This window comes from Bradyrhizobium sp. BR 10289, assembly GCF_019455385.1.
Classification (GTDB): domain Bacteria; phylum Pseudomonadota; class Alphaproteobacteria; order Rhizobiales; family Xanthobacteraceae; genus Bradyrhizobium.
In genome coordinates, this window is the sequence record NZ_JACOFR010000009.1 from 227,161 (window position 1) to 243,373 (window position 16,213).

At 63.8% G+C, this 16,213-nt stretch carries 12 protein-coding genes; 2 read left to right on the forward strand and 10 right to left on the reverse strand.

Going from position 1 to position 16,213, the window contains the following annotated elements:
• Positions 1–21: 21 nt before the first annotated feature.
• The 10 genes from HYH08_RS17975 to HYH08_RS18020 all read right to left on the reverse strand — a co-directional run bounded on the left by HYH08_RS17975 (position 22) and on the right by HYH08_RS18020 (position 11,781).
• Positions 22–951 carry a hypothetical protein gene (locus tag HYH08_RS17975; protein ID WP_220011126.1) on the reverse strand — a complete coding sequence of 310 codons (930 nt, stop codon included), beginning with the start codon at positions 949–951 and terminating at the stop codon, positions 22–24.
• 93 nt (positions 952–1,044) lie between these two features.
• Positions 1,045–1,329, reverse strand: coding sequence for a cupin domain-containing protein (locus HYH08_RS17980; protein ID WP_220011127.1), 285 nt, complete (start codon positions 1,327–1,329; stop codon positions 1,045–1,047).
• Positions 1,330–1,352: 23 nt separating this feature from the next.
• On the reverse strand, positions 1,353–2,450 hold the full coding sequence (locus tag HYH08_RS17985; protein WP_220011128.1) for a calcium:cation antiporter: 1,098 nt from the start codon (positions 2,448–2,450) through the stop codon (positions 1,353–1,355).
• A gap of 112 nt (positions 2,451–2,562) precedes the next feature.
• Positions 2,563–3,363, reverse strand: coding sequence for an alpha/beta hydrolase (locus tag HYH08_RS17990; protein WP_220011129.1), 801 nt, complete (start codon positions 3,361–3,363; stop codon positions 2,563–2,565).
• 38 nt (positions 3,364–3,401) lie between these two features.
• Entirely contained in the window at positions 3,402–4,799 is a 1,398-nt protein-coding gene (locus tag HYH08_RS17995) for an NAD(P)(+) transhydrogenase (Re/Si-specific) subunit beta (RefSeq protein WP_220011130.1), read from the reverse strand.
• A gap of 39 nt (positions 4,800–4,838) precedes the next feature.
• Positions 4,839–5,156, reverse strand: a complete 318-nt coding sequence (locus HYH08_RS18000) for a proton-translocating transhydrogenase family protein (RefSeq protein ID WP_027532463.1) — start codon at positions 5,154–5,156, stop codon at positions 4,839–4,841.
• A gap of 11 nt (positions 5,157–5,167) precedes the next feature.
• Complete coding sequence (locus HYH08_RS18005; protein WP_220011131.1) at positions 5,168–6,295, reverse strand: Re/Si-specific NAD(P)(+) transhydrogenase subunit alpha; 1,128 nt, start codon at positions 6,293–6,295, stop codon at positions 5,168–5,170.
• A 138-nt stretch (positions 6,296–6,433) separates the two neighbouring features.
• Complete coding sequence (locus HYH08_RS18010; RefSeq protein ID WP_008136857.1) at positions 6,434–6,586, reverse strand: aa3-type cytochrome c oxidase subunit IV; 153 nt, start codon at positions 6,584–6,586, stop codon at positions 6,434–6,436.
• Positions 6,587–6,764: 178 nt separating this feature from the next.
• The gene (locus tag HYH08_RS18015; protein WP_220011132.1) at positions 6,765–9,647 is read right to left on the reverse strand and encodes a patatin-like phospholipase family protein; all 2,883 of its coding nucleotides are present in this window, start codon (positions 9,645–9,647) and stop codon (positions 6,765–6,767) included.
• 196 nt (positions 9,648–9,843) lie between these two features.
• Entirely contained in the window at positions 9,844–11,781 is a 1,938-nt protein-coding gene (locus HYH08_RS18020; RefSeq protein WP_220011133.1) for a M3 family oligoendopeptidase, read from the reverse strand.
• A 127-nt stretch (positions 11,782–11,908) separates the two neighbouring features.
• On the opposite strand from HYH08_RS18020, the gene HYH08_RS18025 reads away from it, so the two are divergent.
• Together HYH08_RS18025 and HYH08_RS18030 are read left to right on the forward strand one after the other, a co-directional pair.
• Positions 11,909–13,408, forward strand: coding sequence for a sigma-54-dependent transcriptional regulator (locus HYH08_RS18025; RefSeq protein WP_220011134.1), 1,500 nt, complete (start codon positions 11,909–11,911; stop codon positions 13,406–13,408).
• A 345-nt stretch (positions 13,409–13,753) separates the two neighbouring features.
• Positions 13,754–15,985, forward strand: coding sequence for a L,D-transpeptidase family protein (locus HYH08_RS18030; RefSeq protein WP_220011135.1), 2,232 nt, complete (start codon positions 13,754–13,756; stop codon positions 15,983–15,985).
• Positions 15,986–16,213: the final 228 nt, after the last annotated feature.

Below are 16,213 nucleotides of genomic sequence, written 5' to 3' on the forward strand. Positions count from 1 at the left end.
AAAACGCTATGAGCTACCGCCTTAATCGGAAGTGGTGGCGTTCTTCGGCAGGACCGAGTGGAACATCGACTTCATGCCCGACAGCACATCGTCGGCGACGTTGGTCTTCTTCGGCCGCGGCATGCTGGCGCCGGCATCGGCCCGCAGGTCGAGGGGCGGCGCGATGATCGGCACCGGAATATCAGCCGGAGGCGTGATCCGATTCGGATCGTCGTTGCCGACCGAAGCCGTATAGGACGGCGATGAACCGCCATTGCCATAGGCCTCGGGCACGGGCGTGGACACCGTGATCGGCGGCGGCAGCGGACGAACCGCGGACGGCTCGGTCGTGACGACGCGCGGGCCCTCGGGGGTGCGGACCGCTTCGCGCACCACAGGCTCAGGGGCCCGCTCGGCCGGCTTGATTTCAGAAGGCTTGGTTTCGGCGGCTTTGGCGTCGGCAGCCTTTTCAGCAGCCTTGCCTTCGGGCGACTTGCGCAGACGCTCGATGGCGGCGCGGGCCAGATCGTTGGCGTCGGGGGTCGCGGCCGGGGATGCCGCAGCCGGTGCCGAATTGGCTTCAACCACCGGAACGGTGGGAGCCGGGGTCGACTTGGTGGCCGCCTTTTCGCGCGCCGGGGTGCGGCCGTGCGAAGCGGTGTCGGACGGCGCAACGTCCGCGGCCTTGGCGTCGGCGGCCTTGGTCTCGGACTTGTCCGAGGGCTTCTCGACCGCCGCCTTTTCGGTCACGTTCTTCTCTGAGACGCCCTTGGCCTTGACGCCGGGCGCAGGCAGGTTGGCGGCGTCCGCCGGCTTGGCGTTTTTGCCGGGCTCGGCAGGCGCAACGACGGCCGCGGGGCTATCGGCCGCCGGCTTGGCGTTGATGTAGTGGTTAACGATGTAGGCCCCGATGATCGTCGCGAGCACCGAGGGGAAAATATCCATCGAGATTTTAGCGAGGTATTTCAGCATTTCTCGGCCACTCCCCGCGCGATCTGATGCGGGAACTTTGGGGCATTGTAAGGGATCAACTGCGACGGATCGATGGCAAAGGTTACGCGCGCCTTACGCCTTCAGCTCAATCTCAAGGAACACGATCTCGGTTGAGGTTTCGTTAAGTACGTCGTGTTGGACGCCGGCCTTGCGGAAGTAGGATTTTCCGGCCGCAAGCTGCGCCTTCGAGCGCTCGCCGGAGGGCGCCACGATGGTCATTTCGCCGGCGACGATGGGAACAATCACATAGTCCATCCCGTGGGTGTGATGCCCGGTCGCGCTGCCCGGGGCAAGCCGCCATTCGGTGACCCGGACCTCTTCATTGTCGACCTGGACCTCGGACTTGGCGGCAAGCATCGGAACCTCTCTTGGGGTGCGCTTCAGGGCACGAACACCATGAAGACGTAGACGGCAAATACCACCATATGGACCAGCCCGAACAGGACATTGGTCCTGCCCGTGCCGAAGGTCAGCATGCTCAGCAAGAATGTCAGGAACAGCAGCGCGGTGTTTGCCGGGTTCAGGCCCAGCACCAGCGGCTGATCGAGCACGTAGGTGGCGAGCCCGACCGCCGGGAAGGTCAGGCCGATGGTTGCGAGCGAGGAGCCGAGCGCCAGATTGATGCTCTTCTGCAGGTCGTTCTTGCGGGCGGCGGCGATCGCTGAGACGCCCTCCGGCATCAGGATCAGGAGCGCGACCAGGAGGCCCGCAAAGGCCGGCGGCGCCCCGATCTTGGCAGCGACGGCGTCGACGACGAGGGAAAACTTCTTGGCGAGGAGGACGACGGCCAGCAGCGAGATCAGCAGCAGCGCGATGCTGAGCGCCAGCATCCGGCCCGACAGATGCGCCGCCCCGCCCCCGCCCTCCGCCCGCTCGTGGACGAAATAGTCCTTGTGCAGTACGATCTGGGTGTAGAGGAACACGCCGTAAAGCACGATGGTCACGAGATCGACGAAGCCGAGCTGGATCGTCGAATAGATCGGCCCCGGGGTCGTCAGCGTGTAGTTGGGCATGATCAGCGTGATGGTCGCGAGCGCAATCAGCACGCTGAGATAGACGTTGGCGCCCGAGACCTGAAAGCCCTGCTCGCGATAGCGCAGACCGCCGATGAAGACGCAGAGGCCGACGAGGCCGTTGCAGACGATCATCACGACCGCGAACACGGTGTCTCGCGCCAGTTCCGGCGCCGGCTTGTCGCCCAGCATGATCGTGGTGATCAGCGCGACCTCGATAATGGTGACCGCGAGCGTCAGCAGCAGAGTGCCGTAGGGCTCGCCGATCCGCTCGGCGATCACCTCGGAGTGATGCACGGCCGCGAACACCGTCCCGAACAGGATCACCAGCAGCACGATCGCGAACAGGCCGCCGCCCGCCGACAGCGTAAAGCCATAGCCGGTCGCGGTGACGATCAGGAACAGCAGCACCGCCAAGGCGGGGAAGATCCATGACGACCGCGGCATCGGTCCGTGTGCGCTCATGCGGGGGATTCCTTCAACTGACGAGGCGATTATGCGCGAGAAGATCGCGCGCGTCAGCCCTCGGGACTCATTGAGAAGCTCGGCGCGATCTTGAGATCGCGCCCGGCAGCCCTCAGGACCCCTCGATGAATTTTCGCGCGGCCTCAAGAGCCCCGAAGTCATCGAGATTTTCGTGTCCGCCGCCCGAAAACCGCACCAGCTTCTTGGGCTCGTGCGCGAGGGCGAAGAGACGTTCGCCGAATGCAATGGGAATGGCCGGATCATTCGTCCCGTGCATGATCAGCAGCGGCACCGTGACGCGGGCGATCCGCTCGTCGGAGTGAAATCGATCCCGCATCAGGAGGCGAACCGGAACGAAGCGAAAGAGCGAGGCTGCGACGTCGACCGTCGACGTATAGGGAGCCTCGAGGATCAATTTTCCGACGGGGCGTTCGGATGCAATCGCGACCGCAACACCGGTGCCGAGCGAAAAGCCCCACGCAACGATGCGCTGTGCCTCGTAACGTTCCGTCGCGAAGGCGTAAGCGGCTGCCGCATCCTGCAACAGGCCGTGCTCGCTGGGCACGCCCGTCGAGCCGGCATAGCCGCGATAGGACAGCGCGACGAGGCCGGTGCCGTCAGACGTGATGCCCCTAAAGCGGCTGACGCGCCCTGAAAGGAAATCGCCGTTGCCGGGAAAGAACAGGACAATGGGATGATCAGGCTTGGGCGGCACGTGCCAGACGATGACCTTCTCGCCGTCCGACGTTGTGAGGATGTGTTCCTCGGCCTGCGGAAATCCCGCGGCCGCAGGCGCCGTGCGCTCGACGGTCGGGATTGGAAACAGCATGCTACGCTGCTTGACGAAAAGCAGGGCGAGACCGGCGCAATACCCGGCCGCAATGACGATGGCGATCCATTTCAGGAATGTCATCGCCTCGCCGGTTCTGATTTAGGCCTTGCGGGGCCGTGCTACATCGCCTTGACGATGTTCTCGGTGACCTTCTTGGCGTCGCCGAGCAGCATCATGGTGTTGTCGCGATAGAACAGCGGATTGTCGATGCCGGCATAACCCGAGGCGAGCGACCGCTTGATGAACATCACGGTGCCGGCCTTCCAGACCTGGAGCACGGGCATGCCGTAGATCGGCGAGGTCTTGTCCTCTTCGGCCGCCGGGTTGGTGACGTCGTTGGCGCCGATCACGAAGGCGATGTCGGCCTGCGCGAACTCGGAGTTGATGTCCTCGAGCTCGAACACCTCGTCATAGGGCACGTTGGCTTCGGCGAGCAGCACGTTCATGTGGCCGGGCATGCGGCCGGCGACCGGGTGAATGGCATATTTCACCTCGACGCCTTCCTTCTTCAGGATGTCGGCCATCTCGCGCAACGCGTGCTGGGCCTGCGCCACCGCCATGCCGTAGCCCGGCACGATGATGACCTTGGAGGCGTTCTTCATGATGAAGGCCGCATCGTCCGCCGAGCCGAGCTTGGCGGGCTTCTGCTCGCCTGTCGCGCCGCCGGCCGCCGCCGTCTCGCCGCCGAAGCCCCCGAGGATGACCGAGATGAACGATCGGTTCATCGCGTGGCACATGATGTAGGACAGGATCGCGCCGGAAGAGCCGACCAGCGCGCCGGTGATGATCAGCGCGGAATTGCCGAGTGTGAAGCCGATGCCGGCTGCGGCCCAGCCCGAGTAGGAGTTCAGCATCGAGATCACCACCGGCATATCGGCGCCGCCGATCGGGATGATCATGAGCACGCCGAGCGCCAGCGCCAGGATGACGATCATCCAGAAGTCGAACGCGCTGCCGGACAGGACGAGACCTACGATGAAGAACACCAGCGCCACGGCGAGCGCGATGTTGATGATGTGGCGGAACGGCAGGATGATCGGCGCACCGCTCATCCGCGCGGACAGTTTCAGGAACGCAATCACCGAGCCGGTGAAGGTCAGCGCGCCGATGGCGACGCCGAGCGACATTTCCACCAGGCTCTGCGGATGGATATTGCCGGGGGTGCCGATGTCGAAGGCTTCGGGCGCGTAGAACGCGCCGGCGGCGACCAGCACCGCGGCCATGCCGACCAGCGAGTGGAACGCCGCGACCAGTTCCGGCATCGAAGTCATCGGCACGCGGCGGGCGATCACCGCGCCGATGCCGCCGCCGATCGCGACCGCGAGGATGACCAGCACCCAGGCCACGCCGTCCGCCGGCGGATGGCTTGCCAGCGTGGTGGCGACCGCGATCGCCATGCCGATCATGCCGAACAGATTGCCCTGCCGCGACGACGCCGGGCTCGACAGCCCGCGCAGCGACAGGATGAACAGCACGCCCGCCACGAGATACAAAAATGCAGAGAGGTTGGCGCTCATCTCAGGTCCCCATTGATCCCATCAGCCCGAGGTGGCCGCTTACTTCGACTTCTTCTTGTACATCGCCAGCATGCGCTGGGTGACAAGGAAGCCGCCGAAGATGTTGACGCAGGCGAAGATCAACGCGACGAAGCCGAAGCCACGCGCCCAGCCCGAACCGCTGGAGACATTCGCGACACCGACCGCCAGCAGCGCGCCGACCACGATCACCGAGGAAATCGCGTTGGTCACGCTCATCAGCGGCGTGTGCAGGGCCGGTGTCACCGACCACACCACGAAATAGCCGACGAAGACGGCGAGGACGAAAATCGACAGCCGGAAGATGAAGGGGTCGACGAGCTGTGCTGCGTGCTCCATGGCGGCTCTCCTTACGCTTTCGGCTGGAAGTTCGGGTGGATCACGGCGCCGTCCTTGGTCAGCGCGGTCGCCTTGACCAGCTCGTCGTCCCAGTTCACGGCGAGCTTCTTCTCCTTCTTGTCGACCATGGTCTCGATGAAGGAGAACAGATTGCGTGCATAAAGGCTGGAGGCCGAGGCCGCGACGCGGCCGGCGACGTTGGTGTAGCCGACGATCTTGATGCCATCGATGTCGACGACCTCGCCTGGCCTCGCGCCCTCGACATTGCCGCCGCGCTCGACGGCGAGATCGACCAGCACCGAGCCCGGCTTCATCGACTTGACCATCTCGGCGCTGACGAGCTTCGGCGCCGGCCGGCCCGGAATCAGCGCGGTGGTGATGACGATGTCCTGCTTCTTGATGTGCTCGGCGGTGAGCGCGGCCTGCTTGGCCTGATACTCTCTCGACATTTCCTTGGCGTAACCGCCGGCGGTCTGCGCGTTCTTGAACTCCTCGTCCTCGACGGCGAGGAATTTTGCGCCGAGCGATTCCACCTGCTCCTTCGTCGCGGGCCGCACGTCAGTGGCCGTCACCACGGCACCAAGGCGCCGCGCGGTTGCGATTGCCTGGAGACCGGCAACGCCGACGCCCATCACGAACACCTTTGCCGCGGGCACGGTGCCGGCGGCGGTCATCATCATCGGGAAGGCGCGGCCGAAGGCCTCGGCGCCCTCGATCACGGCACGGTAGCCGGCAAGGTTCGCCTGCGAGGACAGCACGTCCATCACCTGCGCGCGGGTGATGCGCGGCATCAATTCCATCGCGAAGGCGGAGACGCCGGCATCGGCCATCGTCTTTAGCGCAGCCTCGTTGCCATAGGGGTCCATAATGGCGATGACGAGCGCGCCGCGCTTGTACTGCGCAAGCTCGGAGGCCTCGGGGCGCTTCACCTTGATGATGATGTCGGCATCCTTCAGCGCCTCGGCGCTGACGGTGGCGCCCACGGCGGTGAACTCGGAATCCGGCAGGCCCGACTTGATACCGGCTCCCGGCTCGACGGCGACCTCGGCGCCCAGCGCCTTGAACTTCTTCACCGTATCAGGCGAAGCGGCGACCCGCGGCTCCGACGGATCGATTTCCTTGGCAACGGCGATCTTCATAGGCCCTCCGGCGACGCGGGCAACAACGCGCACGCGAACTTAGCGTCACTCCCGCAACGTTGGATACCGGTTTTTAGAACCGGCTTGCATGCAAATTTTATGAGCACCGCCGTCATTGGCGGTGCAGCAGTCGATGGATCAGGTGAGGAAGATCGCCATCAGGATCACGATGAGCGCGACCGAGGCCGTGCCGTATTTCACCAGCTTGATGAAGCCCTCATAGGTCTGCTCGTGAGCAACATAGTCGTTGCCGTCGGCAGTGGTGTACGCCACTTCGCTATGGTCAGCCATGGATTGTCCCCAGTCGAACGTCGAATTCCTGGGCTGGGATACCTTAATCCTTCGGACAGGGCAACGGCACTCAGACGCGGTTTCGCCGCAAATCGGGTCATTTGGAATTCCGATTGGCGAGAATCTGGCTCGGACCGGTCCTCCGTTGGGCGGCTGCCTCCGGTGCGACGACGAACGATCAGCGTAGGCCGAGCGCACGGCGGACTGCGCCGATCGGCTCCACCTTGCTGTCGCAGAAGTTTCGTTTCGCGCAGCGTTCTCCCGGAACATTGACGACGACCGCATCGGCACCGGGGTCCTCGGTAAGGAAACCGTGCGCCATGTGAAAGCCGAGCGCGCGGTAGACCTCGAATTGCTCCTCCGAGAAGAACTGGTCACCCGTCGTCTCGTGGGGAAATGTGTCGTGACGCCGTGCATAATCGCGGATGTAGTCGTTTTCGTCTCCGGTCAGGGACGACTTGATGTACACCAGATATCCCTTCTCCCCCGCGCCATAGTCGATGGTGCCAATCGCCACGTGCGGTCCGCGCGCCGATCGCAGGGCTGGGCTGGAGGATTTCGTTGCATTGCACTTCATCCATTCGAGCGTCGTGTTGCGGATCGGCGTCCATGGCAGATCGATGATGATGCCGAGATCGATGCGCGCGTAGCGCTGCAGCGTCACCAGCGACGAAAAGTTCATCGGCGCGTCGGCTTCGGCATCGACCGCGACAATCACCTTGCAGCGTCGCCGCAGTAACTCGTAGACGCCGAGATTTTCGATGTGCCCGCCGTCGGTCAGATAGACTGCATCGGCATTCTCGTAAAGCCGCCCCGAGATCTCGGACCAGAGAAACAGCGGGGTCGAGTGGTGCTGCGGCTTGTCCTTCGTCGAGACATAACGAGGATTTTTCAGCCAGTACCCCAGGCGCACGTTGAGCAAGGCCAGGGTCGGGGTCAGCGAGCGGATCGAGCCGGAGCCCATGTTCGACGAGGCCGCAGCACCCGAAATGGCCATCGCGGTCGCAAGGTCGAGGCCCGGCGCGACCTTCTCGAATGCCGGCGTATTCGCATATCCGGTGGCCTCGCTGCCGACATGCAGAGGCGAGAATATGAAGAAATCGGCATTCCGTCCCCGCCGATTGGCGAAGTCGGATCCCTGTATGTTCAGCGCCGCGTTGATGATGGGATATGGCGAGACCAGGGTGCACTTCTTCGATCTTGTGACCGTCGTGGCGCCCGCCGGATTGACGCCGTAGACGATCTGGTGAAGCAGACCACTCAGCTTCTCGTCGTCAAGCGGAAGGAAATCCCTCCCCTGATCGAGGCTCGGCTCGTTCCGCGACGGCTCGCCATCGGCGTAATAGAGCGGGTTGAACAAGAAGGCTTTGCTCAGGCGATCGCGATACAGCCGGTGCAATGAATTGGCGTTCGGTCCGAGAACCCACGACAGGCCGAACAGGCCCGAGCCCGCAAGGAAATAGAGCACCACCATCCGCCAACTGACACTGTTGCCAAACCAGTACTTCGACCACTGGAATGCGTCGGGGGATTTCAATGACGCGATGGCAAACAGCCATGCGGGGATATGCGAGATCGGCCCCACCGGCTTGGAAACGGCCAACTTGGCTTCGCCGTTGCTGATCTCTGCGGAGAATTTGCGCGCAGCCGAGTCGAACTGGACATTGCCCTTGACGTCGGCCCTCAACGTGGGCGACACGGGTTGTACGCCCGCAGCCCCCCACTCCTCGATCATGGGATATTGGCGGTTGACTGCGTCCAGCGTTTTGTCGTTCGCGATACCCCAATAGCAAAGATAGAGATATCCGACCCAGATCAGCAACGGCAGCGCAAGGCCGGCGATCAGCACGGCCGCTTTCGCCGCATAGGCGAGCAGGCGCGAACTCAGGTCCGAGGCGCCGGCCCCCTTCAGCAGGTCGGCGAATTGCTGCCGGAACAGCGTGACGGCGGCGGCAACCGGAGCCGTGATGGCGGCAAGCGATTGCACCCATTTGATCGCGACAGCTGCAACGACGCCGCCCGACTGAGCGGCATTGTCTTCGGCGACATCGAACATCTGGGCGATCATGTAAGGCTGAAATTCGAAGAAGCAGATGACGGCGAGCAGAACCAGGTAGGTCGCGCCGATCGTCGACGGATAGCCGCGGAATTCTCCGCCCTCGGCCGGCGCGACCGATCGCACCATCGCCCAGACAAAAAACAACACCACGCCGAGCAAGACGGCGGCAAGCGAGAGACCGAAATGGTCCACATTCAACCAGCTGGCGATTGCACAGATGAGTCCCATCGCGAACGCAAGACCGGCCAGGTAATGAAACAGCTCGCGCCGTCCGACCTCGAAGATGGAGCCGTAGAGCCGGCCGATCAGCAAAAACAGCAAGGCCGTAAAGACACCCCAGAGAAGGCTGGCGAGGGGACCCAGCACGGCACTGTCGTCGACACTCAGCCCGAAAAAATTGGTTGTGTAGAGCGATGATCTCGAGGCGTTGGACAAGACCGTGATCACGGCAACGAACAGCACGACCGGCAACGTCAGGCTTAGATTGGCGACGAGACCGCGCACAACGATCGCGACGCCGGTGATCAGATCGCGCGTGCCGGCCGGAATGAGATAGTTCGAGTAGTTTCGGATATGACCGACAGCGGGCGTGTCGCTGATCTCGTTGGCGCTATCGGCCCCGGGTGTAGGTGCGCTTCCAAAGACGAAGCTCTGCGCCCGGGTCATGGTCGCCGTGAACGAACAACCGGTGTAACCGCCCCCCGATACGGTCGAGAGATAGTCGATGTGCTTGACGAGGCCGTGGTGATTGAGGGCCTGCAGGACTCCAAGACAGACGGCGGAGGACCGAATTCCGCCGCCCGAGAAGGCAAGGCCCACGGTATCGACCGTCTTATCGTCCCCTGGATACGCGACAGGATCAACCCCCTCGGCGCGGCGCCGGTTGTTGATGGCTGCGAGCTCGCGCTTCACAATCTTCCGGTGTTGGGTCCCCCATAGCTGCTGTTCTTCGACGGCCCTTGGCGGCTCTACATTGGGGTCACGGGCACCGATCCTGGCCATGTTCGCCTCCCTGGCCCAGCGCACAACGTCGATCAACAATCAAAGATTGTATTCAGATATTAGTCTGGCCTCGCGTGCAAACGTTCAATGCGCGCAGCGGGCTCCTTGCGGAACCTTCTGCGTGCGTCGTCGGAAAGGCGGCTTCAGACCAGGAACGATCGTACGGTATTTGCGTGCCAAGGCTGCCCCGTTCGCCTCAGCCCATCGCCTCCAGCTCGTCGATCATCCCGGCGATCACCGAGAGCCCGCCGTCCCAGAATTTGGGATCCTTGGCATCCAGCCCGAACGGCCGCAGCAGTTCGGAATAATGCTTGGTGCCGCCGGCGGCGAGCATGTCGAGATAGCGCTCGGCAAAGCCCTCGGCCGCGTGCTCGTAGACGGCGTAGAGCGAGTTCACGAGGCAATCGCCGAATGCGTAGGCATAGACGTAGAACGGCGAATGGATGAAGTGCGGGATGTACATCCAGTAGTTCTCGTAGCCCGCCTTGATCTCGATCGCCGGGCCCAAGCTTTCGCCCTGCACCGACAGCCAGATCTCGCCGAGCCGCGTCGCGGTCAGCTCGCCGTTCTTGCGCTCGGTGTGGACCGCGCGCTCGAACGAATAGAACGCGATCTGCCGCACCACGGTGTTGATCATGTCCTCGACCTTGCCCGCGAGCAGCGCCTGGCGCTGTTTCGCATTTTTGGTCTGGGCAAGGAGGCGCTTGAAGGTGAGCATCTCGCCGAACACGCTCGCGGTCTCCGCCAGCGTCAGCGGTGTCGGCGCCATCAGCGCGCCGTTCTTGGCCGCCAGCACCTGGTGCACGCCGTGGCCGAGCTCGTGCGCAAGCGTCATCACGTCGCGCGGCTTGCCCTGATAGTTCAGCAGAACATAAGGATGCGCCGAGGGCGTGGTCGGATGCGAGAAGGCGCCCGGCGCCTTGCCCGGACGCACCGGCGCGTCGATCCAGCGGTCGGTGAAGAAGCGCTCGGCGATGTCAGCCATTTTCGGCGAGAAGCCGCGATAGGCCGTCAGTACCATGTTGCGTGCATCGGGCCAGCCGATCACATCGGTCGCGGCAAAGGGCAGCGGCGCGTTGCGGTCCCAATAGGCCAGCCGCTTCTTGCCGAACCATTTTGCTTTGAGCGCATAATAGCGATGCGAGAGCTTCGGATAGGCCGCGCGCACGGAAGCGACCAGTGCGTCCACGACCTCACGCTCGACGCGATTGTTGAGGTGGCGCGAATCCGCGACGTCCTGAAAACCACGCCAGCGGTCCGAGATGTCCTTGTCCTTGGCCAGCGTGTTGGTGATCAGCGCGAAGGTGCGCTCATTGGCCTTGAAGGTCTTCGCCAGTGCCTCCGCCGCGCTCTTGCGCTTGGCGCCGTCGCGGTCCTGCAACAGGTTGAGCGTCGGCTCGATCGCGAGCTCTTTTGCGCCGACCTTGAAGCGGAGGCCCGAGATGGTCTGGTCGAACAGCCGGTTGAAGGCGGAATAACCAGTCTGCGACTTCTCCAGGAACAGCTGCTCAAGCTTGTCGTCGAGCTGATACGGCTTCTCCTTGCGCAGATCCTCGATCCACGGACGATAGTAGGCAAGCTCCGGCGTCTGCATCGCGCGGTTCAAAATATCGTCATCGACGCGATTGAGCTCGAGCGCGAAGAACAAGAGATGCGTCGAGGCCGCCGTCAGCCGCTCCGAGACGTCGCCGTAAAACTTTGAAATCGCAGGGTCCACGCTGTCGCCGGCATGGACGAGGCCGGCATAGGAGCCGAGGCGGCCGGCGAGATCATCGATCGCCTCATAGCGCCGCACCGCTTCCGCGAGCCATTTTCCGCCATCTTCATTTGCTGTCCCTGTCGCGAGCTTGCCCTTGTAGTCGGTCTCGAACGCGACGCAATCGGCAGCCATCTTGTCGAGATCGCGCGCCACTTCCGGCGCATCGATCCCGGAATAGAGATCGGCGAGGTTCCATTCCGGTAGCTTGCCGGTCTTGCCAGCGGGTGTGGAGGACTTTGCCTTGACGGCCGATTTCTTCGCGGCAGATTTCCTGACGGCGGTCGTCTTGGCGGCAGGCTTGCGGAGTGCGGTCTTCTTGAGAGCGGACGTCTTGAGGGCGGGCTTGTTCAAGGCAGATCTGGAGCGCGAATTCATTGTGTGGGAAACCTGTGTTCAACAATCGCGACGGCGGGCTGGGGCATCAAGGTTTAAGAGTGCGTTAATCGGCTTCGGCCAGAGTGCCCCGATTCGAGACAGATAGTAGTAGCGTGCGGGGAACACCATGGCTGCCTGTATTTTGATCGCCGACGACGACGCAGTGGCCCGCCGGCTGGTCGAGAATATGGTGCAGAAATGCGGCTATGAGACGGTCGTCGTGGACTCCGGCGACGCCGCGATCGCCGCCCTCACCGCCCCCGATGCATCGGCGATCGACGCCGTCATCCTCGATCTCGTCATGCCCGGCCTCGACGGCATGGGCGTCCTGGCGAAAATGCGAGACGCCGGCCTCAGCGTCCCCGTCATCGTGCAAACCGCCCATGGCGGCATCGACAACGTCATCTCGGCGATGCGCGCAGGCGCAGCCGATTTCGTCGTCAAACCGGTCGGCGTGGAGCGGCTCCAGGTCTCGCTTCGCAACGCACTCAACGCCTCCGCGCTCAAGGGCGAATTGCAGCGCATCCGTCACAGCCGCGAGGGCCGGCTGACCTTCTCCGACATCATCACCCGCGCCGAGGCGATGGCGCCGGTCATGCGCGCCGCGCAGAAGGCGGCGAATTCCTCGATCCCCGTGCTGATCGAGGGCGAGTCCGGGGTCGGCAAGGAGATGTTCGCCCGCGCCATCCATGGCAGCGGCGAGCGCAAGGCCAAGCCGTTCGTCGCGGTCAATTGCGGTGCGATCCCCGACAATCTCGTCGAGTCCATCCTGTTCGGCCACGAGAAGGGCGCCTTCACCGGCGCCACCGAGCGCCACACCGGCAAATTCGTCGAGGCCCATGGCGGCACGCTGTTCCTGGACGAGGTCAGCGAGCTGCCGCTGACCGCGCAGGTCAAGCTGCTGCGCGCGCTCCAGGAAGGCGCGGTCGAGGCCGTCGGCGGCCGCAAGCCCGTGAAGGTCGACGTCCGCATCGTCTCCGCGACCAATCGCAAGCTGCTGGAGCGGGTGAAGCAGGGCCATTTCCGCGAGGATTTGTTCTACCGCTTGCACGTGCTGCCGCTGACGATCCCGTCACTGCGCGCCCGCCGCGAGGACATCCCGCATCTGCTCCGGCACTTCCTGGCGCGCTTTGCCGCCGAGGAGAACCGCGCCATCAGCGGCATCAGCGGCGAGGCCGTGGCGCATCTCGCCCAGCTCGACTGGCCCGGCAACATCCGCCAGCTCGAAAACGCGGTCTACCGCGCCGTGGTGATGAGCGAGGGCGACCAGCTCGGCCTTGCCGACTTCCCCCTGCTCACCTCGCAACCACATCATCACGCGACGGAGGCTCCGACCGCGCCGTTGATGATCGAGCCGATCGCGGCGCCTTCGGTGGTGTCGGGTGGCGAAATACCCATCGCGCCGCTCCCCTCGGCGGGATCCCTCTCCATGCTGACCTCGACCGGCGACGTGCGCCCGCTCGAGGACATGGAGAACGAGATCATCCGTTTCGCCATCTCGCATTACCGCGGCCAGATGTCCGAGGTCGCCCGCCGACTCAAGATCGGCCGGTCCACCCTCTACCGCAAACTCGACGAAGCCGGGGTTCCCGGCCATGGCGGCAAAAGCGGCGAGGAGACGCACTGAGCCTCATGCAAACGGAGGTTCGCGCGAGGCGACAATGATGCCGCAACTCGTTGAATTACGGCAAAATTCGGCGGCGGCCCGAACCGTGACTTGGAAGTAACAGACAGAGGGAAAAGCGTGTGGTGCAGGCGCACAATCCGTTGCCAAGAGGCTCCCTTGAAGTCAGTTTGTCGTGAGTTGTCCCGGGTAGCGCTGGCTGCAAAATCGGGGCCTGTATATCGTCTGCGTATGAATCGTTGCGTGCAGGCGTGCAACTTTCGAGAGGCCGGCGCGGTTTAGCCGAAACTCATTAGGCGATAACGAACCTGTTCCACGAGGGACAGTTCACCCAAGGGGTGCGACACAATGCGTGACTGTTTGAATCACCGTCGAGGCTTTGACCGCGTGCTGATGGCGGTCGCGGCGACCTTCCTCACGGTATCGGCCGGGTCGGCGCTGGCGCAGGATCAGGCGCGCAGCAGCGCGGCCGAACTCGCGATTGATGCCGCGATCCCGCGCCCCGAGCCCGCCAACGTCCCGCCGCCGACCGCCGCCGACGTCAAGCTCGACACCACCGCGACGGTGCAGGACGGGCCGAAGGAAGCAGCCAAGGAAACTGCAAAGGAGCCCGTGAAGGCCGAAACCGCTCCCGCACCGGCGCCCGAGAAAGTCGAGACCAAGCCGTCCGACGTCGCCACGACGCCCGCCCCCGAGGCGCCGAAGAGCGAGACCGCCAAGACTGAACCTGCGAAGACTGAACCTGCGAAGACCGAGCCGGCCAAGGCCGACACTGCGACGGCTCCGGCCGCACCTGCGGCGCCCGCGACCGCGGCAGCTCCCGCCGCCGAGCCTGTGAAGGCCGCGAGCAACGTTCCTCCCGCCGACCAGCCGGTCGCCGACAAGCTCAAGGATCTCATCGGCGCCAAGACTTCGCGTCATTTCGACCGCAAGAACGAGCGCGCTGCCGTCGAGAAGTTTTACGGCGCCCGCGACTTCGCGCCGGTGTGGACGCAAGGCGGCAGCCTGACCGCTGCGGCCAAGGGCGTGATCGCGCGCCTGAAAGACGCCGCCTCGGAGGGCCTCAATCCAGCCGACTATCCGGTGCCGGATTTCGCTGCCGCCACCAACAACCCCGACGCGCTTGCGGACGCCGAGCTGAAGCTCACCGCCAGCATGTTCGACTATGCGCGCCAGGCGCAGAGCGGGCGCATGCACTGGTCCCAGGTCAGCGCCGACATCCTCTATCCCGAGCATCCGGTCGACCCGAGCGAGGTGCTTACCAAGATCACGACCGCTGCTGACGCCTCGGCGGCGCTCGACAGCTACAACCCGCCGCAGAAGCTCTACAAGGAGCTGAAGGCCAAGCTCGCCGAGTTGCGCGGCCAGGGCAGCGGCCCGGTGATCGAAATCGCCGACGGTCCGGCGCTGAAATACACCCCGGCCGGCAAGAAGCAGGCTGAGGTGGTCGTGGAAGATCCGCGCGTGCCGCAGCTGCGCGCCAAGCTCGGCATCACCGAGAACGCCGGCGACACCCGCTATGACGCCACGGTCGCGGAAGCCGTGCGCAAATTCCAGAACAGCGCCGAGCTGAAGGCCACCGGCATCCTCGACGACAAGACCGTCAAGGCGATCAACACGCCGAAGCGCGACAAGCAGATCGACACCGTGCTGGTGAACATGGAGCGCTGGCGCTGGCTGCCGCGCGACCTCGGCGCGCCCTCGCTGGGCGATGCTTATGTCATCCTCAATATTCCCGACTACACGCTGAAGGTGATGCAGCACGGCCAGCAGGTCTGGACCACCCGTGTCGTCACCGGCAAGCCGGGTCAGCACGCCACCCCGCTGCTGACCGAGACGATGAAGTACATCACGGTCAATCCGACCTGGAACGTGCCGCCGTCGATCGTCTACAACGAATACCTGCCGGCGCTGCAGCAGGATCCGACCGTGCTCCAGCGCATGGGCCTCAAGCTCGAGCAGAACCGCGACGGCTCGGTGCACATCTCGCAGCCGCCGGGCGAAGCCAACGCGCTCGGCCGCATCCGCTTCAACTTCCCGAACAAGTTCCTGGTCTATCAGCACGACACGCCGGACAAGTACCTGTTCGCCAAGGAAGAACGCGCCTTCAGCCATGGCTGCATGCGCGTGCAGAACCCGGATCAATACGCCTCGGTGCTGCTCAACATCGCGCTGCCGAACGAGAAGTACACGCCGGAGCGCGTGCGCAGCATGTATGGTAAGAGCGAGATCGACCTGAAATTCCCGACGCCGATCCCGGTCAACATCACCTACCAGACCGCGTTCGTGGACGATGCCGGCAAGCTGCAATTCCGCAAGGACGTCTATGGCCGCGACGCGACCATGCTCAACATCCTGAAGAACGGCCGCGGCAAGGATCTCGAGAACGTCGTCGCCCACTCCCAGCCGAGCTATTCGCGCCCGGCAACGACGCTACCCTCGGGCGTGGCGGTCGCCAATAATGGCGGCGGCTTCGGTTCGTCGGGCCCGAACTTCTTCGAGCGGCTGTTCGGCGGTGGGACCCCTGCCCAGCCGCCGGCCCCGGTCGGCCGCAAGCCGCAGCGGGTGTTTACCCGCTGAGCCTTGGCCGGAAACGTCCCTTTCAAAATTTCTGCAATGAAATCAGCGCTCCCATCCCTTGGATGGGGGCGCTTAACGTTAACCATTCCCCGACCTGCCCACGGGGAGCGGGCGTTTTTTTGCCACAGTCAACCGTTTAGGATTGTAATCTGACTTGGTTTTGGGGGCGGGAAGGTCAACCTCGAATTAACCTTCTCGCTTTAAGAAAGCGTTCATCCTCTTTCGCGC

Excerpts from the sequence above, each read along its gene's own strand:
- HYH08_RS17995 (WP_220011130.1), bottom strand. The coding sequence starts at position 4,799 with ATGAGCGCCAACCTCTCTGCATTTTTGTATCTCGTGGCGGGCGTGCTG.
- HYH08_RS18005 (WP_220011131.1), bottom strand. The coding sequence starts at position 6,295 with ATGAAGATCGCCGTTGCCAAGGAAATCGATCCGTCGGAGCCGCGGGTC.
- HYH08_RS18010 (WP_008136857.1), bottom strand. The coding sequence starts at position 6,586 with ATGGCTGACCATAGCGAAGTGGCGTACACCACTGCCGACGGCAACGAC.
- HYH08_RS18000 (WP_027532463.1), bottom strand. The coding sequence starts at position 5,156 with ATGGAGCACGCAGCACAGCTCGTCGACCCCTTCATCTTCCGGCTGTCG.
- HYH08_RS18030 (WP_220011135.1), top strand. The coding sequence starts at position 13,754 with ATGCGTGACTGTTTGAATCACCGTCGAGGCTTTGACCGCGTGCTGATG.
- HYH08_RS17975 (WP_220011126.1), bottom strand. The coding sequence starts at position 951 with ATGCTGAAATACCTCGCTAAAATCTCGATGGATATTTTCCCCTCGGTG.
- HYH08_RS17980 (WP_220011127.1), bottom strand. The coding sequence starts at position 1,329 with ATGCTTGCCGCCAAGTCCGAGGTCCAGGTCGACAATGAAGAGGTCCGG.
- HYH08_RS18025 (WP_220011134.1), top strand. The coding sequence starts at position 11,909 with ATGGCTGCCTGTATTTTGATCGCCGACGACGACGCAGTGGCCCGCCGG.
- HYH08_RS18015 (WP_220011132.1), bottom strand. The coding sequence starts at position 9,647 with ATGGCCAGGATCGGTGCCCGTGACCCCAATGTAGAGCCGCCAAGGGCC.
- HYH08_RS17990 (WP_220011129.1), bottom strand. The coding sequence starts at position 3,363 with ATGACATTCCTGAAATGGATCGCCATCGTCATTGCGGCCGGGTATTGC.
- HYH08_RS18020 (WP_220011133.1), bottom strand. The coding sequence starts at position 11,781 with ATGAATTCGCGCTCCAGATCTGCCTTGAACAAGCCCGCCCTCAAGACG.
- HYH08_RS17985 (WP_220011128.1), bottom strand. The coding sequence starts at position 2,450 with ATGAGCGCACACGGACCGATGCCGCGGTCGTCATGGATCTTCCCCGCC.